The organism is Mesorhizobium sp. WSM4837 (genome assembly GCF_055811435.1).
Genome location: NZ_JBVVQE010000012.1, coordinates 108,655 through 130,969, shown reverse-complemented (window position 1 = coordinate 130,969; position 22,315 = coordinate 108,655). Strand labels below are relative to the sequence as shown.

The 22,315-nt window shown below is 61.8% G+C and carries 19 protein-coding genes; 11 read left to right on the top strand and 8 right to left on the bottom strand.

The features are described 5' to 3' along the window. Positions 1 to 852 (bottom strand): formate dehydrogenase accessory sulfurtransferase FdhD (locus AC0L3D_RS09805; RefSeq protein ID WP_473644030.1); only part of this gene is annotated, 852 nt, incomplete at its 3' end. A gap of 181 nt (positions 853 to 1,033) precedes the next feature. On the opposite strand from AC0L3D_RS09805, the gene AC0L3D_RS09800 reads away from it, so the two are divergent. From AC0L3D_RS09800 to fdhF, 4 genes are all read left to right on the top strand, one after another. Beyond that, positions 1,034 to 2,290, top strand: a complete 1,257-nt coding sequence (locus AC0L3D_RS09800) for a molybdopterin molybdotransferase MoeA (RefSeq protein WP_023797618.1) — start codon at positions 1,034 to 1,036, stop codon at positions 2,288 to 2,290. 131 nt (positions 2,291 to 2,421) lie between these two features. Further along, positions 2,422 to 2,661 (top strand): sulfurtransferase TusA family protein, encoded by a 240-nt coding sequence (locus AC0L3D_RS09795; RefSeq protein WP_031254334.1) that lies wholly within the window; start codon positions 2,422 to 2,424, stop codon positions 2,659 to 2,661. A 207-nt stretch (positions 2,662 to 2,868) separates the two neighbouring features. Continuing rightward, positions 2,869 to 4,542 carry an NADH-ubiquinone oxidoreductase-F iron-sulfur binding region domain-containing protein gene (locus AC0L3D_RS09790; protein ID WP_473477784.1) on the top strand — a complete coding sequence of 558 codons (1,674 nt, stop codon included), beginning with the start codon at positions 2,869 to 2,871 and terminating at the stop codon, positions 4,540 to 4,542. A 1-nt stretch (position 4,543) separates the two neighbouring features. Further along, a complete protein-coding gene (fdhF, locus tag AC0L3D_RS09785) occupies positions 4,544 to 7,333 on the top strand; it encodes a formate dehydrogenase subunit alpha (RefSeq protein WP_473644028.1) in 2,790 nt (929 codons plus the stop codon). Positions 7,334 to 7,402: 69 nt separating this feature from the next. Here the strand turns inward: fdhF and AC0L3D_RS09780 are convergent, their stop codons facing one another. The 6 genes from AC0L3D_RS09780 to AC0L3D_RS09755 form a co-directional block, all read right to left on the bottom strand. Next, positions 7,403 to 8,152, bottom strand: coding sequence for a ribonuclease activity regulator RraA (locus tag AC0L3D_RS09780; RefSeq protein WP_023797622.1), 750 nt, complete (start codon positions 8,150 to 8,152; stop codon positions 7,403 to 7,405). 23 nt (positions 8,153 to 8,175) lie between these two features. Beyond that, positions 8,176 to 9,339 carry a mandelate racemase/muconate lactonizing enzyme family protein gene (locus AC0L3D_RS09775; protein ID WP_473477777.1) on the bottom strand — a complete coding sequence of 388 codons (1,164 nt, stop codon included), beginning with the start codon at positions 9,337 to 9,339 and terminating at the stop codon, positions 8,176 to 8,178. A gap of 84 nt (positions 9,340 to 9,423) precedes the next feature. Beyond that, positions 9,424 to 10,521 carry an ABC transporter ATP-binding protein gene (locus tag AC0L3D_RS09770; protein WP_473534437.1) on the bottom strand — a complete coding sequence of 366 codons (1,098 nt, stop codon included), beginning with the start codon at positions 10,519 to 10,521 and terminating at the stop codon, positions 9,424 to 9,426. A gap of 10 nt (positions 10,522 to 10,531) precedes the next feature. Beyond that, a complete protein-coding gene (locus AC0L3D_RS09765) occupies positions 10,532 to 11,422 on the bottom strand; it encodes a carbohydrate ABC transporter permease (protein WP_473477772.1) in 891 nt (296 codons plus the stop codon). Continuing rightward, complete coding sequence (locus AC0L3D_RS09760) at positions 11,419 to 12,378, bottom strand: carbohydrate ABC transporter permease (RefSeq protein ID WP_473534439.1); 960 nt, start codon at positions 12,376 to 12,378, stop codon at positions 11,419 to 11,421. The genes AC0L3D_RS09765 and AC0L3D_RS09760 overlap by 4 nt, the downstream gene beginning before the upstream one ends. Positions 12,379 to 12,444: 66 nt before the next feature. Beyond that, on the bottom strand, positions 12,445 to 13,920 hold the full coding sequence (locus AC0L3D_RS09755; protein ID WP_473534440.1) for an ABC transporter substrate-binding protein: 1,476 nt from the start codon (positions 13,918 to 13,920) through the stop codon (positions 12,445 to 12,447). Positions 13,921 to 14,132: 212 nt separating this feature from the next. On the opposite strand from AC0L3D_RS09755, the gene AC0L3D_RS09750 reads away from it, so the two are divergent. From AC0L3D_RS09750 to AC0L3D_RS09725, 6 genes are all read left to right on the top strand, one after another. Next, complete coding sequence (locus AC0L3D_RS09750; protein ID WP_027151244.1) at positions 14,133 to 14,840, top strand: GntR family transcriptional regulator; 708 nt, start codon at positions 14,133 to 14,135, stop codon at positions 14,838 to 14,840. A gap of 59 nt (positions 14,841 to 14,899) precedes the next feature. Beyond that, positions 14,900 to 16,066: a mandelate racemase/muconate lactonizing enzyme family protein gene (locus AC0L3D_RS09745; RefSeq protein ID WP_473644026.1), complete on the top strand. Its 1,167-nt coding sequence runs from the start codon at positions 14,900 to 14,902 to the stop codon at positions 16,064 to 16,066. A gap of 63 nt (positions 16,067 to 16,129) precedes the next feature. Continuing rightward, positions 16,130 to 17,485 carry a mandelate racemase/muconate lactonizing enzyme family protein gene (locus tag AC0L3D_RS09740; protein WP_473534442.1) on the top strand — a complete coding sequence of 452 codons (1,356 nt, stop codon included), beginning with the start codon at positions 16,130 to 16,132 and terminating at the stop codon, positions 17,483 to 17,485. Between the two features lie 18 nt (positions 17,486 to 17,503). Then, a complete protein-coding gene (locus tag AC0L3D_RS09735; protein WP_473534443.1) occupies positions 17,504 to 18,703 on the top strand; it encodes a mandelate racemase/muconate lactonizing enzyme family protein in 1,200 nt (399 codons plus the stop codon). Beyond that, positions 18,688 to 19,593: a 5'-3' exonuclease gene (locus tag AC0L3D_RS09730; RefSeq protein WP_473644024.1), complete on the top strand. Its 906-nt coding sequence runs from the start codon at positions 18,688 to 18,690 to the stop codon at positions 19,591 to 19,593. The genes AC0L3D_RS09735 and AC0L3D_RS09730 overlap by 16 nt, the downstream gene beginning before the upstream one ends. 459 nt (positions 19,594 to 20,052) lie before the next feature. After that, complete coding sequence (locus AC0L3D_RS09725) at positions 20,053 to 21,558, top strand: Ig-like domain-containing protein (protein WP_473644022.1); 1,506 nt, start codon at positions 20,053 to 20,055, stop codon at positions 21,556 to 21,558. A gap of 247 nt (positions 21,559 to 21,805) precedes the next feature. On the opposite strand, the gene AC0L3D_RS09720 is transcribed toward AC0L3D_RS09725, so the two are convergent. Beyond that, positions 21,806 to 22,009: a DUF6074 family protein gene (locus AC0L3D_RS09720; RefSeq protein ID WP_236473698.1), complete on the bottom strand. Its 204-nt coding sequence runs from the start codon at positions 22,007 to 22,009 to the stop codon at positions 21,806 to 21,808. A 31-nt stretch (positions 22,010 to 22,040) separates the two neighbouring features. On the opposite strand from AC0L3D_RS09720, the gene AC0L3D_RS09715 reads away from it, so the two are divergent. Continuing rightward, positions 22,041 to 22,313, top strand: coding sequence for a hypothetical protein (locus AC0L3D_RS09715; RefSeq protein ID WP_473534446.1), 273 nt, complete (start codon positions 22,041 to 22,043; stop codon positions 22,311 to 22,313). Positions 22,314 to 22,315: the final 2 nt, after the last annotated feature.

Here is a 22,315-nt window from a genome sequence, read left to right as displayed (position 1 = left end):
CCCCGCCCCCCCCCCCCCCCCCCCCCCCCCCCCCCCCCCCCGCCCCCCCCCCCCCCCCCGCCCCCCCCCCGCCCCCCCCCCCCCCCCCCCCCCCCCGGCGCCCCCCCCCCCCCCCGCCAGATCTACTCCCCAGGCGGTGAAACCCGAGCGCGAGACGAGGATCGGAATGCCCATTCGAACCGTCTTGATCGTCATTTCCGACGTCAGCCTGCCCGTCGTGTAAAGGATCTTGTCAGCGGCATCGATGCCGTGGCGATACATCCAGCCGGCGATCTTGTCGACGGCGTTGTGGCGCCCGACGTCCTCCATGTAGCAGATCGGCGTGCCTTCGTTGCAAAGCACGCAGCCATGAATCGCGCCCGCTTCAAGATAGAGCGACGGCGTCGTGTTGATCGTGCGGGTCATTTGGTAAAGCCAGGAGGTGTGCAGCGCGGCTGGCGGCAGAGTGATATCGAGCGCCTCGAGAAGATCGCCGAAAGCGGTCCCCTGCGCGCAGCCTGAAGTCTGCGTCCGTTTTCTAAGCTTCTGCTCGTAATTTGTGTTGCGCTCGGTACGGACGACCACGACCTGCACGTCGTCGTCATATTCGACCTCGGTTACGACGTCGTCAGATTTGAGCATGTTCTGATTGAGCAGGTAGCCCAGCGCCAGATATTCGGGATAGTCGCCGATCGTCATCATCGTGACGATCTCCTGGGCATTCAGATAGAGCGTCAGCGGGCGTTCAACGGGGACGCGGATTTGAATAGCGGCGCCCGTATGATCGATGCCGCTGACCTGTTCGGTCAATCGGATGTCATCCGGGCTCGGCATGATGATGGCGGGGTCTGGTCGGGTTTTCATCTGTTGCATGGCGCTCTCTTGAAATTGCAATCCCGCTCGCCGGAGTGGACGCGTTACCTCCGGCTTGACCTGCACTATATAGCCTGTTCAAACCGATGCCGGTCCACAAAAGCGCGCACAGGCGCAGACTGGGCTTGCCGGATGGCGCCGAGCTGCCGGCTCGGCCAGATCCATAGAGGCTGAAGGCTCGATGGCGCAACTTTCAGATGACTGCTTCGCTTTCGGCGGCCCGATGCGATCGCTCGATGATACAGCCGCACTGATTGCTTCACGGCTGACCGTTGTCGACGAGACCGAAACCGTCCAGCTGGCGATTGCCGATGGGCGCGTCCTGGCGAGTGATCTGGTGGCGCCGCTGCCCCTGCCGCCTTTCACCAACTCAGCCGTCGACGGCTATGCACTGCGCGGCGACGACCTGCCGGGAACCGTTGAAAAAGCCTTGCCGGTGAGCGGCAGGATCCAGGCTGGGATGGCGCCGGATCGGCACGCCGCGCCCGGACAAGCCATACGCATCTTCACCGGCGCTCCGCTGCCGGAGGGGGCAGACACGGTCTACATGCAGGAAGATGTCCGTGTCGACGATACCGGCAGGGTCATTCTTCCGCCCGGCCTGAAAAGAGGAGCCAACGTGCGGCCGGCGGGCGAGGACGTCGCAGCAGGCAAGGTGGTCCTGCAGGCCGGCCAGCGCATGCGCCCGCAGGATGTTGCGCTCGCCGCGGCGCTCGGCATGACGCAGATCGATGTGCGGCGCAAAGTTCGCGTCGCGATCTTCTCGACCGGCAACGAGATCGTCGCGCCGGGAAAGGTCCGGGGACCGGCCCAGCTTTTCGATTCGAACCGCTTCATGCTGATGGCCATGCTGGCAAGATTGGGCTGCGAGACCACCGATTTGGGCATTCTGATCGACGACAGCAGGCTGATCGCGGATGTGCTGAGCAAGGCTGCGCCAGGACAGGACCTGATCCTGGCGTCCGGCGGGGTCTCGACCGGGGAGGCCGACTGCGTCAAGGCCGCCGTCGAGAGTGTGGGCACCCTGGTCTTCTGGCGGGTGGCCATAAAACCCGGCCGCCCAGTCGCCATGGGGGTGATCCGGGGAACAGCCTTCATTGGGCTGCCCGGCAATCCGGTGGCGAGCTTCGTCACATTCGCCCATATTGCGCGCGCCGCGATCTTTGCACTGGCCGGCGCACGGCAGCAGCCACCAATTTCGCGGCCGGTGCGGGCCGCCTTCTCCTACCGCAAAAAGCCGGGGCGACGCGAATATGTGCGGGTAAGCCTGCGTGGGACGCAGGATGGCACATATGAAGCCGTCAAATTCCCGCGCGAGGGCGCTGGCATGCTGTCTTCTTTGGTTCAAACGCACGGCCTTGTCGAACTCGGCGAGGAAATAGCCGAGGTCGAGCCGGGCCAGACCGTTCAGTTCCTTGCCTATTCGGACCTGTATTGACGAACGCCGTCGAGCCGGTGGGCATGCAGTATGCCAAAATGCGGTGCGACGACCTGGCCGCTCTCAACTGCAGTATACCCTGGGTCGGCGACCGTTGACGACCGGTAAGCGGTCCGCCATGGTGCGCCACCATGACGACGAGACAGCTCGATCTGACGGGATTGAAATGTCCCTTGCCGGCGCTGAAAACCCGCAAGGCGCTCAGCGGCATAAGCCCAGGCGAGCGCCTTGAGGTCCGTTGCACCGATCCGCTGGCAGCCATAGACATTCCCAATCTGATCAACGAAATGGGCGACCGCCTGGAGGCGATGCAACGGCAGGGAGACCACATCGTTTTCTTGATCGAGAAGGCGCAAGCTGCCCCGGTATAGGCCGTGCGACAAATCAGGGCGCAGATCAGTTCTGTCGCGGCGCCCCGGCCATGCTAAAATTGTCAAACCGGCATTTGGTTCAACTTGTCTGCCAAGTCGATTTGTGTGCCAAGTCCTTGATCCAAGGTGCGCCGGGCTGAGGGAGCTCACAACCACATTGGTGGCGGGAGCCGCCTTCCTCAGACGAAGGGTCCGGGAGGAGAGAGGATGACAATGCAGCAACGGCGATCTCCCGATCGCGGACCCAAAGGGCGGGCGCTGGATGATGTTGCCCTGGCCGAGGTCCGGGAACTTCTTGGCCATCGCGAACGGCGCCGGGATCTGTTGATCGAATTCCTGCATCTGATCCAGGACCGCTACGGTTGTCTGTCGGCCGCGCATCTGCGCGCGCTGGCCGAAGACATGCGCCTGTCCCAGGTGGAGGTTTACGAGGTCGCCACCTTCTACGACCATTTCGATATCGTCAGGGAAGGCGAGGCGAGGCCCGCGCCGCTGACAATCCGGGTGTGCGAATCGATAAGCTGCATGCTGGCGGGCGCCGAGCACCTGATTGGCGAACTGGCCGCCAAGGCCGACCCGAAGACGGTCCGCGTCATGCGTGCGCCCTGCATGGGCCGCTGCGCCACAGCGCCCGCGGCGCGCATTGGCGACCGTGAGGTCGACCAAGCCAGCAGCCATATCCTCATCGATCTGGCTCGCTCGGGCGATACGAAGGTTGTCGTGCCCGATTATGTTGGCCTTGATGCCTATCGGGCCGCTGGCGGCTATCAGCTTTTCCGGAAGGTGAAGGCGGGCGAGACCGGCATTGACGCCATCATCGACACCATGGAGCACGCCGGTCTGCGCGGTCTCGGCGGCGCCGGCTTTCCGGCCGGCAAGAAATGGAGCTTCGTGCGTGGCTATCCAGGGCCGCGGCTGATGTCGATCAATGGCGACGAAGGCGAACCTGGCACTTTCAAGGACCGCATCTATCTTGAAAAGGATCCGCACCGCACCTTCGAAGGCGCGCTGATCGCCGCCCACGCGGTCGAGGCCGAGCGCATCTATTTCTACATGCGCGACGAATACCCTGCCGTGCTCGCCATTTTGCGCGCCGAGATCGCGGCGCTCGAGGCAGCCGGCATCGTCAAGCCCGGTTTCATCGACCTGCGGCGCGGCGCCGGCGCCTATATTTGCGGCGAGGAAAGCGCGATGCTGGAAAGCATCGAGGGCAAGCGCGGCATGCCCCGTCACCGGCCTCCCTATATTGCCGAAGTCGGACTTTTCGGACGCCCGACACTCAACCACAATGTCGAGACGCTGTGGTGGATTCGCGACATCGTCGAGAAGGGACCCGATTGGTTCGCCGCGCAGGGCAAGCCCGGCCATCAGGGAATTCGCTCCTGGTCGGTTTCCGGACATGTGAAGGAGCCGGGCGTCAAGCTGGCCCCGGCCGGCGTCACCGTGCGCGAACTGATCGAGGATTATTGCGGCGGCATGGCAGACGGGCATGAATTCAAGGCCTATCTGCCAGGTGGAGCCTCGGGCGGCATCCTTCCGGCGTCGATGGGCGACATTGAACTCGATTTCGGCGGCGAACTCGCCAAACAGGGCGCCTTTGTCGGCTCACATGCGGTGGTCGTGCTTTCGCAAGCCGACAACATCAGGGATGTGACCCTCAATCTCATGAATTTCTTCAAACATGAGAGTTGCGGGAAATGCACGCCGTGCCGGGAAGGAACCGAAAAGCTGGTAACGCTCTTGAAAGAGAAGGGCGTGCCGAATGAGACGGCGATGCGCGACCTTGAAACAGTGATGCGCGATTCCTCCATCTGCGGTCTCGGCCAGGCGGCGCCCAATCCGGTCAATCACCTTTTGACGCATTTTAGGGATGATCTTTGAAATGGCAGATGGCGTCATATTCACCCTCGACGGCAAAACGGTCACAGCCGCTGACGACGAGACGATCTGGGACGTTGCAAAGCGCGAAGGCACCAGGATCCCGCATCTGTGCCATGTCGACATGCCCGGCTATCGGCCAGACGGCAATTGCCGCGCCTGCATGGTTGATGTCGAGGGCGAACGGGTGCTTGCCGCCTCCTGCATCCGCAAGCCTTCCGCCGGAATGGTGGTGAAGACGAATACCGAACGGGCTACGAAATCGCGCCAGATGGTGTTCGAGCTGCTCGCCAGCAACATGCGGCCGGCGGCCGACGGTCCGGATCAGCAGTCGATGTTCTGGCAGTGGGCTGGTTCGATGGGCATTTCCGGCGGTCGCTACAGCTCGAAATTCGCCACGGATGATGTTCGGCCAGAATTCGACATCACGAATCCCGCCATTGCCGTCAATCTCGATTCCTGCATCACTTGCGGCGCCTGTGTCCGGGCCTGCCGCGAAGTCCAGGTCAACGATGTGATCGGCATGGCCGAGCGCGGCAATCACTCGCTTCCCGTCTTCGACATGCACGATCCGATGGGCCTGTCGACCTGTGTCACCTGCGGTGAATGCGTGCAGGCCTGCCCGACCGGCGCGCTCTACGAAAAGTCGCTGATGGATGAGGCAGGCAAGACCCGGGTCATCCAGGAATTCGACAAGGTCGTCGACACGCTGTGCCCGTTCTGTGGCGTCGGTTGCCAGACCAGCGTTGCGGTCAAGGACAACAGAATAGTCCAGGTCGATGGCCGCAATGGCTATGCCAACGAGAACCGGCTCTGCGTCAAGGGTCGTTTCGGCTTCGATTATGCGATGTCGCCTGAACGGCTGACCAAGCCGCTGATCCGCCGCGACGATGCGCCGAAGTCGGGCGATGCCGATATGCGCGGCGTCGATCCGCTGACCGTTTTTCGCGAGGCTAGCTGGGAAGAGGCGCTCGCGCGCGCCGCCGGCGGGCTGAAGACGATCCTCAGGGATCATGGCGGGCAGGCGCTGGCCGGTTTCGGCTCGGCGAAAGGCTCGAACGAAGAGGCCTATCTGTTCCAAAAACTGGTGCGCCAGGGTTTTGGCACCAACAATGTCGACCATTGCACGCGGCTTTGCCACGCATCTTCGGTGGCGGCGCTGATGGAAGGCGTCGGTTCGGGTGCGGTTTCGGCGCCCTTCAACGACGCGCTGAAGGCCGAATGCATCATCGTCATCGGCGCACGGCCGACCACCAACCATCCGGTCGCCGCGACCTATTTCAAGCAGGCGGCCAAGCGCGGCGCCAAGCTGATCGTCATGGACCCGCGCGGCCAGGACCTGATGCGCCATGCGTCGCATTCGCTGCGATTCAAGGCTGGCAGCGACGTCGCCATGCTGAACGCGTTGATCCACGTCATCGTCGAGGAAAAGCTCTACGACCAGCAATATATCCAGGCCAACGCTTCCGGATTCGAGGCCCTGAAGGCCAAGGTGAAGAATTTTTCGCCCGAGGCGATGGCCGAGGTCTGCGGCATCGAGGCGAGCGTGCTGCGCGACGTCGCCCGCACCTACGCGACCGCCGAGCGGTCGATCATCTTTTGGGGCATGGGGATTTCCCAGCACACACACGGAACCGATAATGCGCGCTGCCTTATCGCTCTGGCGCTGATCACCGGACATGTCGGCCGGCCGGGAACAGGCCTGCACCCACTGCGCGGCCAGAACAACGTGCAGGGCGCATCCGATGCCGGGCTCATCCCGATGTATTTCCCCGACTATAAATCGGTCGAGAACATCGACATCCGCGGCGCATACGAGAACTTTTGGGGTCAGACGCTGGACCCGAAACGCGGCCTGACGGTCGTCGAAATCATCGACGCCATCCATGACGGCGAAATCAAGGGCATGTACATACTGGGCGAGAACCCGGCCATGTCCGATCCGGACCAGACCCATGCCCGGCAAGCACTGGCCATGCTCGACCATCTCGTAGTGCAGGACATCTTCCTGACCGAGACCGCCTGGCACGCCGATGTGGTGCTGCCGGCCTCGGCGCATGCCGAAAAGCTCGGCACATACACCAACACCAACCGGCAAGTGCAAATCGGCCGGCCGGCGCTCGACATGCCGGGCGAAGCGCGCCAGGATTGGGAACTGATTGTCGAACTGGCGAGGCGCATCGGTCTGGACTGGAATTACGGCCATGTCTCGGATGTTTATGCGGAAATGGCGGCCGTGATGCCGTCCTTGAAACATATCTCCTGGGACCGCATCGAGCGCGAAGGTTCGGTGATCTATCCGGCCGACGGTCCCGAAAAGCCCGGCAATGAGATCATCTTCTCGTCCGGATTCCCGACCGCGGACGGACGCGGCCGCATCGTGCCGGCCGATTTGCTGCCGCCTGACGAAGTGCCCGATGAAGAGTTTCCACTGGTGCTCACCACCGGCCGCCTACTCGAGCATTGGCACACCGGCTCGATGACCCGCCGGGCGGGCGTGCTGGACGCGATCGAACCACAAGGCATCGCTGCGATGAACCCTTATGAGATCAAGCGGCACGGCCTGCGCCAAGGAGAGATGATTGCGGTCGAGACCCGGCGCGGGACGGTAGACGCCATCCTGCGCGCCGACCGGGAGGTCGCCGACGGTATGGTGTTCATGCCGTTCTGCTTCAACGAAAGTCCGGCCAACATGCTCACCAATCCGATGCTGGACCCCTACGGCAAGATCCCGGAGTTCAAATACTGCGCCGCGCGAATTGCGCCGGCGGCGAGGGCCGAAGCTGCCGAATAAACCAGTACCGCGCGCCATCTGTGAACGGTTGCCAGCTGCCGCCCGCCACGGGGTAATCCAATCCATGCGCTAACCGGGGTTCTCCAAGCGGTTTGTCTTGCGCCACTCCTCGTACTCCCCGCGGGCATCGTCATGCAGCGGATAGTAGCGTTGCAACGGCCCGCCCTCCATCAGCTTCACTCGCGAGAACTCCTCCCAATCGTGATGCTTCTGTGATTCTTCGATTACCGCCGGGGCCATTGCGACGGGAAGCACCACCACCCCGTCGTCGTCGGCGACGATGATGTCACCGGGGATCACCGTGACACCGCCGCAGGCAATCGGAACGTTGACGGCATTGGGATAAATGCTGGTCTGCACATGATAGTTCGGCGTCCAGCCGCGCAGCCATAGAGGCAGATCGAGCTTTTCAACATTGGGCCGGTCACGCATGCATCCATCGATGACGATGCCGGCGCCGCCCCTGCCTTTGAAATACGTCGACATCATATCGCCGAAGACGCCCGAGCTCATGTCGCCGCGCGCGTCGACCACGACCACATCGCCCGCCTGTGCGTGATAAAGCACGTGCCGATGCAGCTGCGTCTCCGGATCGGCATATTCTCCCTCGGTGAACAGGTCCGGCCGCTGTGGCATGAACTGCAGCGTCAGCGCCGGCCCGACGATCGACTTGCCGTGGTTCTGCGCCACCGGTCCGACCATGTGCGGATTGCGAAAACCCATGTGGCCAAGCGTGCCGGCAACCGTCGCGGCGCCGATCCCCCTCAGCGCGTCGATTAGGTCTTTTGGCGGCCGCGTGATGTCGGGAGCATGTGTCATGGTGGACTCCGGTTGAAAGGCAACTACCAGTTCGTAACAGAACCGTCGCGGCGCTTAAGGTGAGGCGCTTCCCAAAAACGAAAGCTCGCCGCCTGGATCGCCTCCTCGTTGACCTCGACGCCGAGCCCCGGCAAATCGCCGACCGGATAGTCGGTCCCGTCAAGCCGTGGTTGCACGGGGAAGAAGTCGGAATTGTCGAAGCCCAGCTTTGTTTCGGGTTCCCTGGTCTCGAGCCACGCGAAGTTGGGTACCGCGGCAGCGAGATGCACGGTCGCGGCCGTGCACACCGGACCAAGGGGATTGTGCGGCATCAGGTCCACATAGTGCGCCTCGCTCCAGCCAGCGACTTTCATCGCCTCGGTAAGCCCGCCGACATTGCAAACATCGAGCCGGTTGAACTGATGAATGCCGCGCTCGATGTAGGGCAGGAACTGCCACTTGCTGGAAAACTCCTCGCCGATGGCAAAGGGGATGTCGGTCATCGTACGCAGCGATTCGTAGGCACCCGGTGTCTCGTCCCGTATCGGCTCCTCGAGGAAATCAAGCACGCCGCGGCCGAGCTTGTTGCAGAAGCTCGCCGCCTCGGCCACCGACAGCCGATGATGATAGTCGATGCCGAGGACGACGTCATCGCCCAGCGCCTCGCGCGCCCTGTTGAGGATACTGGCGGTAGCGCCGATCGACTCGCGCGGCTCGAAGATGTCCCTGCTGTTTTGCCCGGCGGGGAAGAAGCGGATCGCCTGCCACCCCTGTGCGCGCAGCTCGCGGGCTCGTTCGATGGCAGCGTCACCTTCGGCCTCGTCTCCGGTCGAGGCGAAGGTGGGGATGCGGTGGCGCTGCTTGCCGCCTAGCAGCTCGTAGACCGGCACTCCCAGCGCCTTGCCCTTGATGTCGTGAAGGGCGATGTCGATGGCGGAAATCGCCGCCTGCAGAACACGTCCGCCTTCGAAGTACTGGCTGCGATAAAGCTCCTGCCAGGTCCGGCCGATCTGCATCGGGTCGCGGCCGATGAGAAACTCGCGATAGTGCTCGACCGCGCCGGCCACCGCCTTCTCGCGACCACTCAAGCCGCTCTCGCCCCAGCCGAAGATGCCCTGGTCGGTCTCGACCTTGACGAGCATCTGGTTGCGCGTTCCTACCCACACTGGATAGGGCTTGATCGCGGTAATCTTAAGCTTCGTAGTCATCCACGCCCACGTTTCAAACGCATCCGCCCTGTATTAGTTGGCGCCCCGTCACGGTTGGCGCCCGGTCTCAGTTTGGCGCCCGTCTCAGTTGGCCTTGAGGGCCATTTCGGTTTCGCCGTCGAACAGATGCATCCGCTCCTGGTCGAACTCGAGCCAGATCTGTTCATCGGGGGCGACGGCAATGTTCGGCGGCACGCTGACGTTGACGATGGCGCCGGACAGGAACGCCTGCACGAAGGTGACGTCCCCGGTCGGCTCCACCGTGTAAGCCTTGGCCGGAATGGCACCGGGGACCGCGCTGTTGCGCAGCTTGATCGTCGAGTGACGTGCGCCGAGCACGACTTTCCTGGTCGTTGCCCTTGCGACCTTCCGGGCGTTGCGCGGCGAGAGCTCGAAGCTCCAGCCCTCCGCGCTGGTCAACACAGCGTTGCCGTTTGCCGTCGATGCCTGCAGCGGAATAAGGCTCATCGCCGGGCTGCCGATGAAGCTGGCGACGAACATGTTGACGGGATGGGCAAAGACCTGCGCCGGTGAATCATATTGCTGCAGGTAGCCGCCGTTCATCACCGCCATCTTGTCGGCCATGGTGACGGCTTCGAGCTGGTCATGCGTCACATAGATGATCGTCGCCTTGAGGTCCTGATGGAAGCGCTTGATCTCAGACCGCATTTGCACGCGCAGTTTGGCGTCGAGGTTGGAGAGCGGCTCGTCCATAAGGAACACGGCGGGGTCGCGGACAAGCGCACGGCCCAGAGCCACCCGCTGCTGCTGCCCGCCCGAAAGTTCGCGCGGCTTGCGCTCGAGCAGGTGCGTCATGTCGAGCACGCGCGCCGCTTCCTTGACCTTCCTGTCGATCTCGTCCCTGGGCAGTTTGCGCATCTGCAGCGGGAACGCCAGGTTCTTGTAAACCGATTTCTGCGGATAGAGCGCGTAATTCTGGAACACCATGGCGATGTCGCGGTCCTTGGGGTCGAGGTCGTTGACCACCCGATCGCCGATGACGATGTCGCCCGATGTGATCGGGATCAGCCCCGCGACGAGATTGAGCGTGGTTGTCTTGCCGCAGCCTGAAGGGCCGACGAGCGCAACGAACTCGCCGTCATTGACCGTCAGTGACACGTCATTGACGGCTTTGAAGCCGCCATAGGATTTTACGAGATCTTTGAGGGCCACGTGGGCCATCGGCAACTCCCTAGTGCTTGACCGCGCCTTCTGTAAGGGCGCGTACGAAGTATCGTTGCAGGACGAGGAACAGCACCACGACGGGCACGCTCATCATGAAGCTGGCCGCCATCAGGCCCGGAAAGTCTGTCGTGTTTTCCGAGAAGAAGCGCTGGATGCCGACCGGCAGCGTCAACTGGTCGTTCTTGGTGAGGAAGGTGTAGGCGTAGATGTACTCGTTCCACGCGCCGATGAACGAATAGATCGCGGTGGCGATGATCCCCGGCGCCGAGAGCGGCATCACAATCAGGATGAAGGCCTGGAACCGCGTTGCCCCATCGATGCGCGCCGCCTGCTCGAGCTGCACCGGAATGTTGTCGTAAAAGCCCTTGAGCAACCAGATCGCCAACGGCAGGCCGAAGGTGAGATAGGTGAGAATCAGCGAGCCGTGCGTGTTCATCAAGCCGAGCAGGCGCATCAGGATGAACAGCGGTACGAGAAATATCACCGCTGGGAACATGTTGCGCAGCAGCACGGAAAAGAACAGGAAATTCCGGCCGGGGAAACTGAAGCGCGAAAACGCGTAGGCCGCAGGGACGGCGACGATCACCGAGAGGATTGTCGTAACGGTCGACACGAAAAGGCTGTTCCAGAAGAAGCGGAGAAAATCCTGGCCGACGCTGTTCTGGGGATCGAGCAGTTTTTGGTAGCTGGCGAGCGTCGGTTCGTCCGGCCACCATTGCGGCGGGAATTCCATAGCCGCGAACCCGGATTTGATCGAGGTGATCAGCATCCAGATCATCGGCACCGCGGTGTAAAGCAGCATGAACGCGAGGAAGATGCGCCCGGTCCACCGCCATCCGTCGACGCGCACCCGGCGACGGCTCAGGGCTCGCGGGGCTGTCTCGGCAGTCGTGCTCATGCGCTCCCCTCTTGCCGCTCGTTGCCGCTTAGCGCACGGACGTAGAAGTAGCCGAGCGTCATCAGGGTGAGGAACAGCAGCACCGAATAGGCAGATGCCACGCCCCAGCGCTGCCGGCCGAAGGCGAGCTCATAAATGTGAGTGATCCAGATATGCGATGCGTTGGACGGCCCGCCGCCGGTCATGATCCAGGGGATGATGAAGGAATTGAAGTTGGCCACCGCCAGCAGCAAGATTGTCACCGTCGAGACGTTGCGCAAGTGCGGGAAGGTGACGTGCCAGAAGCGCTGCCAGGCGCTGGCGCCGTCGACCTGCGCGGCGCGCAGCAACTGCTCGGGCACGGTCTGCAGGCCGGCCATCATCATGATCATGGCAAACGGAAACTCGCGCCAGATATTGACGACGATCAGGGATGGCAGCACCGTGCTGACGCTGTCGATGAAATTCGGCGGTCGGTCGGCCAATCCGAGGCCGACCAGCACCGCACCGATGATTCCGAAGTCCGAATGATAGATCCACTTCCAGATATAGGAGGCGGCGACCGCGCTGATGACCCAGGGAATGATCAGGACTGCGCGCAGCACGCCGCGGCCGACAAACTCGCGGTGGAGCGCCAGCGCGGTGGCAAACCCCAGGACAAAGGCAATCAAAGTGGAGCCCAGCGTCCAGATCAGAGTGTTCCAGGTGACCCTCCAGAACACCTCGCTGGTGAGGATAGTCGTGTAGTTGTCTAAGCCGATGAAGGTCTTGTCGCGAAGCTGCAGGCCAGGCGGCGTCTTGAAGAACGACAGCTCGATCGTGTAGTAGATCGGATAGGCGATGACGATCAGCATCACGACGATCGCAGGGAGCACGTACGCGTAGTCGGCGCGATGCTCCCATATCAGGCGTAGCACGCCGGACCTGCCGGATTGCACTCTTCGGCGAGCCTCGGCCTTGCCGGTCACGATCGTCACTATGGCGCGCCCTTGTTTGTTCTTAACGAACCGGCTGCACTATCGGTGCAGCCGGTCAGGCCTGGATTAGAGTCCGCCCATCAGGTCTCTTACCTTCCTGGCCGCGTCGTCCGCTGCCTCGTCGACGGTCATCGCTCCGGTCAGGGCATTCTGCAGCATGTCCGGCACGATGATGTTCATGATCTCGGGAGCCTGCGGCAGCGCCGGGAACGGGATGCCGTATGGCAGCATCGAGGTCGTCACGTCGAGGAACTTGATGTTGTCCAGACGTTCCTTCATCCATTTGGTCTTGAAGCCGTTAAGATTGCCCGGGTTCGAGCCGGCATAGGCCATCTTCAGCGACCATTCAGGGCTCGTCCACATGCAGATGATAGCCTTTGCGGCCGGCTCGTCGACCTTGCCGCCCTCGACATATTCAGGCTTCAGGATGTGAATGTTCGAGCCGCCGAAAACGACTGCGCGCTTGCCGTCGGGGCCAGTGGGAATCAGGCCGTAGCGCATGTTGTCGATGACGGTCTGCGCCTTGTCCTTGTCGGCGCCCGTCGCCTTCTTCTGCAGGTCGAGCATGACGTCGTAGTCGGACGGATGCGAGATCATCATGCCGAGTTGGCCGGCGAGGAACAGGGGCTGATTGTCGGCCTGCTGGTTGGTGAGTGCCGAAACCGGAACCGACTTGTCGCGAACATACATGTCGTACGAGGCTTGCAGCGCGGCCTTGCTCTGCGGGCTATCGAGCCTGACCTCCTCATAGGTCGGGTTCTCGGTGGCTTCGTCGAAGACGCCGCCGCCATAGGCCCACAGCTGCGGCATGAAGCGGTACGGCGTATTGCCGGCATTCTTGCGTGCCACGAGGCCATAACCGGCAATGCCGAGCTTGTCGTGGATCTGCTTGGAATACTTGACGACGTCGTCCCAGGTTGCCGGAGCCTTGTCCGGATCGAGGCCCGCACGCTTGAAGATGTCGGCGTTCCAGATGAACGCCATCGTCTCGTTGTTGGTTGGAATGCCGTAGGTCACCCCCTCCCAGGTCACGGCCTTCATGGCGCCGGGCCAAAAATCCTCGGTGGAATACCCGACATCCTCGGGTTTGAGCGGCTCCAGGTGGCCCTTTGAGGCGAACTCGGTACCACCCAGGATTTGCAGGCGGACCGCCATCGGCGCGGCATTGCCCAGGAGCGCCGTGCGGAACTTGTCAAGAAGATCGTTGTAGGTGAGGGCCTGTTCCTCGAGCTGGATGTTCGGATAGGTCTTGCGGAAGGTCTCGAAGAAATCCTTGTAGTACTGGCGCAAAAGATCGGGGTCGCCCTCGAACACGCCCTGATACCAGAAAGTCAGTCGCCCCTTGTAGTCGAGCGGGGTGACCTTGGCGCAATCGGCCGCGGTGTCAAAATCCTGTGTGCCGGCAATGGAGCGCACATATTCCGGCGACCACTTGCTGAGGTCGACTGGCGCTCCCAGCGCCGATGTGGACATCAGCGATGCTATCAAAGCAGTGGCGACAGTGCCGCGCAGGACCGCACTGCCGAGCGTAATCCTCGTCATAGGTATCCTCCCTGGTTCTCCATGCCGCCCTGCGCCGAGGCAAAGCGGTCTAGCTCGTTCGACCGCGGGACGCCTTCTGTTCTATGTATCCCTTCGATCATTTTGTACGTTTTCAGATCACGGATTGCCTGTCAACGCGCTGGATCGTACATTGTTTGTGAAAACCGTGTGTGATAACGGGCAGGGCATGTATTGATCAGGGGAGCCGGGCTTTGGCCGAAATAGATGATTTTAAAGCCATGCCACCGGTGGAGACTGACCCCATGGCCTCCAGCGAGGGCGCCTCGCTTTATGAACTGATCAGGGAGGACATCATCGAGGGACGGCTCGCCGCCAACGAACGGCTTGTGGTCACCGATCTCGCCCGGCGTCACGGCACCTCGACCAACCCCGTGCGCGAGGCCCTGCAGCTGTTGCGCGGGGAGGGTTTTGTCACCTTTCTCCCCAACCGCGGGGCGCGCGTGCGACCGATAGATCAGGATTTTGTCCGGGATATCTATGAAATCGGTGTTCTGATCGAGCCGGCCCTGACGCGATGGTTTGTGAATATGGCGACCGGCGAGGACATCGCCGAACTCGAACGTCTCCAAGGGCTGATTGAAGAGAACAATTTTGCCGACACATTCAGGCACAGCGAACTGGATACCGCCTTCCACACCGTGATGTACCAGCGGCACTATAACCGCCATGCCGCTGAACTTTGGTGGAAGCATCGCGAAGTGCTGCGAGCCGTGAGCCGGCGTTTCAATTTCACCCTGGCGCGTCGTGCCGCGATCATTCGCGAGCACCGCGAACTCATCGCGCACGTGAAAGCGGGAGAAGCCGACAAGGCGGCCGAACTCGTTTCCCGCCATGTCGAGGGTTCCGGCCGGCATATCCTCGAACAGATGCGTGCGCGCAACGCCGCTCGGGCCGGATAGGAACAAAGGTCCAGTCTCGAACACCGTTAGCCCTAAGCATTTCAGATAAAGGGATTGAGATGAAAATCACGAGCATTCGGCCGTGGCTGATCAAGTCCGATGCTTCTTATTGGGGAGAGTTCCTGTTCGTCGAAGTGACGACCGACGAGGGGGTGAGTGGCTGGGGAGAGATCACCACCACGACAAGGCTCGCCAACCGCGCTCTCTGCACGATCCTGCGGCAGATCGGCGTCGCCGTGACAGGCGAGGATCCAGCGCGTATCGAGCATCTCTGGCACAAGATCTTTCGCAGCTTCACCTATATGGGCAGCCGCGGCGCCGCCGTCGAATGCGTGAGCGCCATCGATATAGCCCTCTGGGACATCCGGGGCAAAGTCCTCGGCAGGCCGATTTACGAGCTGCTGGGCGGACCGGTACGTGATGAAATCGCGCTATACACCCATCCCAACCAGGCCAAATTCACCAGCAAGGAGGCGGTGGTCCGCGAAATTCTGGACATCGTCGAGTCCGGACACACTGCGCTCAAGTTCGATCCTTTCCCCCACCAGGGCCACAGCGCCGATGGCCTGCCCCGCGAACAGCGGGACGGCTACCTCGATGGCAGCATGACCCGCAAGGACGAGCGCGAAGCCGCCGAACTCACGGCTCTGATCCGCGAAACGGCGGGGCCTGACGTCGACGTTCTCATCGACGCGCATGGCCGCTTCGACGTTCCCACCGCCATTCGCCTCTGTCGGAGTCTTGAGGAAGCCGGCCAGATCGACTGGTTCGAGGAGCCTTGCCCGCCCGAGAGCCTGAACGCCCTCAAGCAGGTGCGTGAAAAAGTCAGTGCTGCCATCTCGTGGGGCGAGCGCGGCCACACGAAGTGGGATTTCGTGCCGGTACTCGAGAACAGGCTCGCTGACTACATCATGCCTGATATCACCTGGACCGGCGGCATTACCGAGCTCAAGAAGATTTCTGCCCTATGCGAAGCCTACTACATCCCGGTCTCGCCACATGACGCCGCGGGACCGATCAACGTGGTTGCGGGAGCACAGGTGATGATAACCGTTCCTAACTTCTACAGGCTCGAAACGTCGGAGTGGAACCTGGGCAAATACGATCACCTCATCGACAGACCGCTCGACGTCTCGAACGGCAGCCTCAAGCTGACGTCGAAGCCTGGTCTCGGTATCGAGATGGACCGTGACTATCTGCAGGCCCACGAGATCGAGCTGGGCTAGCAACGCCCTATGCCGGCCCGGCGTGCGGGCGACATGCCCCATCCACCAGAACGAGGACAAGTCATGGCAAAGACGGCCGACGAGGCGCTCAATCGGGTGAATGCGAACTCCAAGCCATCCGAGCTCCGCATCACCGACATGCGGGTTGCCGAAATCGTCGGCGCGCCGTTCACCTCGACCCTGCTGAAGATTTATACCAACCAGGGCGTCGTCGGGCTTGGCGAGGTGCGCGACGGCGCCAGCGCCACCTATGCGCTGATGCTGAAGAGCCGGCTGCTTGGCGAGAATCCTTGCAACATCGATCGCCTGTTTCGCCGGGTCAAGCAGTTCGGCGGGCACGGCCGGCAAGGCGGCGGCGTCTCGGCGGTCGAAATCGCGTTGTGGGATCTCGCCGGCAAGGCCTATGGCGTGCCCATCTACCAGATGCTCGGCGGCCGGTTTCGCGAGAAGGTGCGCCTCTATTGCGATACCGACGCCACCGTGCCGAGCGGCACCGAGACCGGCAAGCGCCTCAAGCAGCGCATGGCGCTCGGCTTCACCTTCCTCAAGATGGATCTGGGATTGATGCAGATCGCCGATGTCCCCGGTGCGGTCGTGTCTCCTGCCGGCTCACTTGATGGGTACCGCGTCCAGCCCGGCCGCGGCCAGGTCAAGTCCCTTGGAGAGCGGCGCGCCCGCAACGCCGCCTACGATCTGCATAACGTCCCCCACCCGTTTACCGGCCTCCACTTTTCCGACAAGGGCCTCGACTTGCTTGAGCAGTACATTGCCGAGGTTCGCGAGGTTATCGGCATGGATATTCCGCTCGCCATCGACCACGTCGGCCACATCTCACTGCAGAACGGTATTCGCCTCGCCAGGCGGATTGAAAAATATGTGCCGGCCTGGCTCGAGGATGTGATCCCATGGCAGTACACCGAGCACTACCGACAACTGCAGGACGCCACCACGGTGCCGATCTGCACCGGCGAGGACATCTACCTCAAGGAGGGCTTCGAGCCTCTGCTCAAGAGCGGCGGCCTCTCCATTATCCACCCAGACCTGCTCACCAGCGGGGGCATCCTCGAAACCAAGAAGATCGGCGACATGGCGCAGGACCACGGCGTCGCTATGGCCATCCATATGGCGGAAAGTCCAATCGCGGCAATGGCCGCGGCACATGTCGCGACTGCGACCGAAAACTTCATGGCGCTCGAATACCACTCTGCCGATGTCGACTGGTGGGACGATATCGTCACCGGCGTTGCCAAGCCGCTCGTGAAGGACGGCTTTATCACCGTTCCCGACAAGCCGGGCCTGGGGATTGACGACGTCGTCGACGAGGTGATCTCGCAGCATCTGCAGCCGGGTGTCACCGGCATCTGGCAGCCCACGGATCACTGGGACAACGAGTATTCCTGGGATCGCACCTGGAGCTGAGGCGGAAAAGAGCCGAAGATGAAGATCACCGACCTCCGTTGCGCTGTTATCGGCAAGCACCCCATCGTTCGCATCGTCACCGACGGGGGCCTCCATGGCCTGGGCGAGGTCGAGTACACCAAGCCCTACCTCAAGCCCTGGGTCCTGCATTTTCGCGAGGCGCTGATCGGCGAGGACCCGACCGACGTCGAACGGGTGATGCTGAAGATCCGCCAACGCGGCTCTTTCAAGCCCTATGGCGCAGCGGTCAGCGCTATCGAGCATGCGCTGTGGGACATTGCCGGCAAGGCCGCAGGCGTGCCGGCCTACAAACTGCTCGGCGGCAAGGTGCGCGACCAGGTGCGCGTCTACAACGGCTCGATCCGCAGGAAACGCACGGGCGACCGGCCGGAGGATTACGCCGCTGACGTCAAATGGATGATGGAGCAGCCGCAGAACTTCTTCATGATCAAGCAGGGAATCTCGTTCCACTCCAACATGAAGGACACCATTGAGGGCTTCCATTACGGCGTGACGCAGAAGCAGGCCGGCTATCACGGTGCCATGGATCAGGGTGTGATCAGCGAGCGTGGTTTCAATCACATGCTCGACTGCGTGATCGCGATGAAGGAAGTGCTGGGCGACAAGGTAAGCCTGGCGCTCGACTGCGGCCCGGGCTGGATGCTGCCCGATGCGATCAAGTTCGCTCGCGCGGTCGAAAAATACAATTTGATGTGGCTCGAGGACATGCTGACTGGCGACTATGTGCCGTGGGTCAATCCGCAGGCCTATCGGGAGCTGACCACCTCGACCTCGACGCCAATCCATACCGGCGAGCAGATTTACCTCAGGCACAATTTCAAGGAACTGATCGAGACGCAGGCGGTGCGCGTCATCGGCCCCGATCCTGCCGATATCGGCGGCATTGCCGAGCTCAAATGGGTCGCCGAGCACGCCCATATGCACTCGATCCTGATGGCGCCGCACGGCACGGCGAACGGCCTGCTTGGCCTCGGCGCGCTGATCAACGTCTGCGCCACCTTGCCCGCCAACTACATCGCCTTCGAATATCCGAGCGCCTCCGACCCTTGGTGGGAGGACCTCGTAATCGGCCTGCCGTCGCAGATCGTGACGGACAGCATGGTGGATCTGCTAGATGCGCCGGGGCTGGGCCTCGATCTCGACGCCGAAGCAGCCCGAAAGTATCTCAGGGAAGAGGATGCGTGCTTCTTCGACTGAACCATCCCTGGATGCCGCTATCGGTATGGCAGACCGGGCCGGATGTTGTTTCCCTAAGGATTGCGATGATCATTCATTTGGTAGACGGCACATACGAACTGTTTCGCCACTTCTATGGCCAACGCCGGTTCAACAATGGCCAGGACAAGCCGTTTGGTGCCGTCGTCGGCGTGCTGAATACAGTGCTGGAGATGATCGAGAACGGCGCCACACATATTGGGGTGGCCACCGATCATGTAATCGAATCGTTCAGAAATCAGCTCTGGCCCGGCTACAAGACCGGGGATGGCATCGAGCCGGCATTGCTCGCGCAGTTCCACCCCCTCGAGGACGCCCTGGCGGCGATGGGAGTGGCGGTCTGGCCGATGATCGAGCTGGAAGCCGACGACGCGCTGGCATCCGCGGCACACAGCGCGGCTGCCGATGAGGGCGTGCAGAAGGTGTGCATCTGGACGCCGGACAAGGATCTCGCGCAGTGTGTGCGCGGTGACCATGTGGTCCAGGTAGACCGCAGGACCCAGAAAATTCGCGATGCCGCCGGCGTGCGCGAGAAGTTCGGAGTTGAGCCGGCCTTGATCCCAGATTTCCTCGCGCTCGTGGGTGATGCCGCCGATGGCTACCCGGGTCTCGAAGGCATCGGCCTGGTCTCGGCCGCCCGGCTGCTTGGCCGCTACGGCCCGCTTGAAAGCTTTCCGCAGGAAATCCTCGGCAAGCGGAGAGAGATCGCGCTTTTGTTCAAAAATCTCGCGACGCTGCGCACCGACGCTCGCCTCTTCGATAATGTCGAGGAGCTGCGCTGGCACGGGCCGACCAAAGCGTTCGAAATCTGCGCTACCCAGCTAAATGACGCCCGGCTCCTCACCCGTGCGCTCAAGGCTCGGCGTTGCTGACTGCGGGAGGCGACGTTAAGTGTCGTTCGGCGCGAAACCAACGCTTTGCCCTCCTACGAGAAATGGCGCATGAGATGCTGCCGCCAGGGCCGGTCGCCGCGTCCAACGAGCGAGTCGAGATAGGCCGTCCGGTTCGCAAGCGGAAGGTCGGGCCGAACGGGCGAGACGAGTTGAGGGTGATCCTGCGAATGATCCTTTGGAGCAGAGATCGCTTCGGGTCCGCAGTCCCTGATGCCAGCACGACCGCACCTCGTCGGCTCGCCGCATCGCCGACTGGATTTCACCAGCGTCGGCCCATTGCCGAATCCAATCAGACAGTTCGGCATGATCACCGAATTAACCACATTCGTAGAAGGCGAAAGGCGGTTGGGTTTGTCACCGATCCGTCTCGCGTAACATGTTACCGTTGGAATTGGGGCCATCCGCAGCACGTCCAGGCAAAGGCAAGGAAGAGACAGGATGCCGACCTTAAGCAATGGCAGCGAACTCATCGTATGGAACGAACCCGAGAATCCCAATCCGAGTCCTGACTCGGTCCTTTTCAGCATTACGGAAACAGACGGCGACGTAATCGGACCGATAGGCGCAAAGCCGGATTTCCCTTTCGGTGGGATCGAACTAGCTTCGGTCGATGTCTTCGATGGCTTCTTCACCATCACCAGCTTCACCCACGAGGGCAGGACCGAAACCTGGACGACAGTGGAAACGCAGGTCTTCGACAACGAAGGCAATTTTCTCCGCACCGTGTCCGACCAGGCGGCCTTCCAGTCGGTCCGGATCATCTCGATCAGCGCCGACAGCCCCGACGACCTCACGGTGACATGGGTCGGGGCGAACGAATATTTCGGCGGCGAAAACACTCAATACGGTCAGCATCAGATCATCTTGAAAGGGGGCGTGCTTCAGTCCGACACCTTCGTTAATCACGCGCCCAACGTTGCCGACCTGGACTTGTCGATTTCGCAGGCGCAATCTCTCGACGACGTCAAGTTCAGCGCGACAGATGCCGACTACGATCTCTTGAACTTTATCGTCTTGGACGGGCCGGACAGCGGCACCCTGGAGCAGGAGACGAGTTTCGACGGTAACCACTACCCGTTTCACCAGGGTCATTATGGCACTACCCTGCACTATCATGCGGATTTTCTGAGCGGAAACCTGTTCGATTACACACCGGAGGCAGCGTTCATCGGCACCGACAGCTTTACGGTTTACGCTACGGACGGCCAGGGCAACAGCAATGTGGCGACGATTACGATCACCGTCACTCCGCCGGCCGAATCCATTACCCTGACCGACGCCAAAAACGTCGCGAGCTACGCAAGCCATGATCATGCCGTGCTCGTCGCCGCGCTGGGCGGTGGCGACCGCATCAGCGGCACCCCGTTCAACGATACGCTCGACGGCGGCGCCGGCCACGACCAGCTGTTCGGCGGCGCGGGCGCGGACGACATCATTGGAGGCGCGGGCACCGATTGGCTGAAGGGCGGCGCTGGCAATGACGAGATCAGCGGTGGTGAGGGCGCAGACGGCGTCCGCGGTGACACTGGCGACGACGTCCTCGACGGCGGCGCCGGCGCCGACGACATGCGAGGTGGTGCTGGCGACGACATCCTCAATGGCGGCGCCGGCCGCGACCTGCTGGCCGGCGAGGGGGGCAGGGATGTCTTCGTGTTCGACGCACTTGGGCCGGCGAACTACGACAGGATAGAAGACTTCAATGCGCTCGACGATGTGTTCTGGCTGGACAGCTCCGCATTCGTCGGGCTGTCGGCCGGCTCGCTTTCCGCTGCGGTTTTCGTCGTCGGCAAGCACGCCATCGATGACAACGACCACATCATTTACGACAAGGAGACCGGCGATCTGCTGTTCGATGTGGACGGAGCAGGAGGCGCGGCGACTGTCAAGTTTGCCGTCTTGGACCCGAGCACATTCCTCACAGTGGACGACTTCTTCGTGTTATAGGCGCGCATGGTGGGGGCAGCTACATAGACCGAACGTGATCGCGCCCATGCGCAGGATTTCCTCCCCGATTGCGCAGTAAGGGGCGTCAGGGCTCATCCGAGCCCTTCATGACCCGACTGGCTGGTGTCTGCAACGGTGAGGCATGATTTCGACGAACGCGGCTATCTTTTCATCCGCATTGAAAAACCTTGCATTTGACGGATGCAGTGGTGCCACGCGGCAATCCATCGTCGTGAGCCAGCCAATGCTATTGTGCTAGTTTCGCCGCACTGCGGGTGGCTATATCATCCAAGACAGCATGAAGAAGCGTTCCGACTTCCTGTTCGGCCAGCCCGGGTGCAATTCCTGATTCGGATAATTGAACGAGAATTGCCTTGGCGGTGTTGCGCCAGAAGGCGTTCGCGTCCTCCCCGTTCTTGGACTCCAGGACCAGGGCGATCCCTTCGACCAATTTCCGCCGCCGATGCAGCGGAAATGCGCTTATGTTTGAATCGCACATCGATCACCTCACCCCTTCAATCGCCCGAATAAGCATTGGCGGGTTAGAAAATTTGGTTAACAGCGCTCTTTTTGACGGTGGTCAGCCATGGAACAAAGCATCCTCTGGGCTCGAATGCCGTGCCGCGAATAGCGGCTGGACACAGCGGCATGGCGAGTTGGAGTCCCTATTGAAGTATTACGGCCTAGGCCTGACGGCGCAGGAATCCGGCACGAGTGCCAGCATGCCGTTCAGCTGGCGGCCGATCGACGCCTGAGG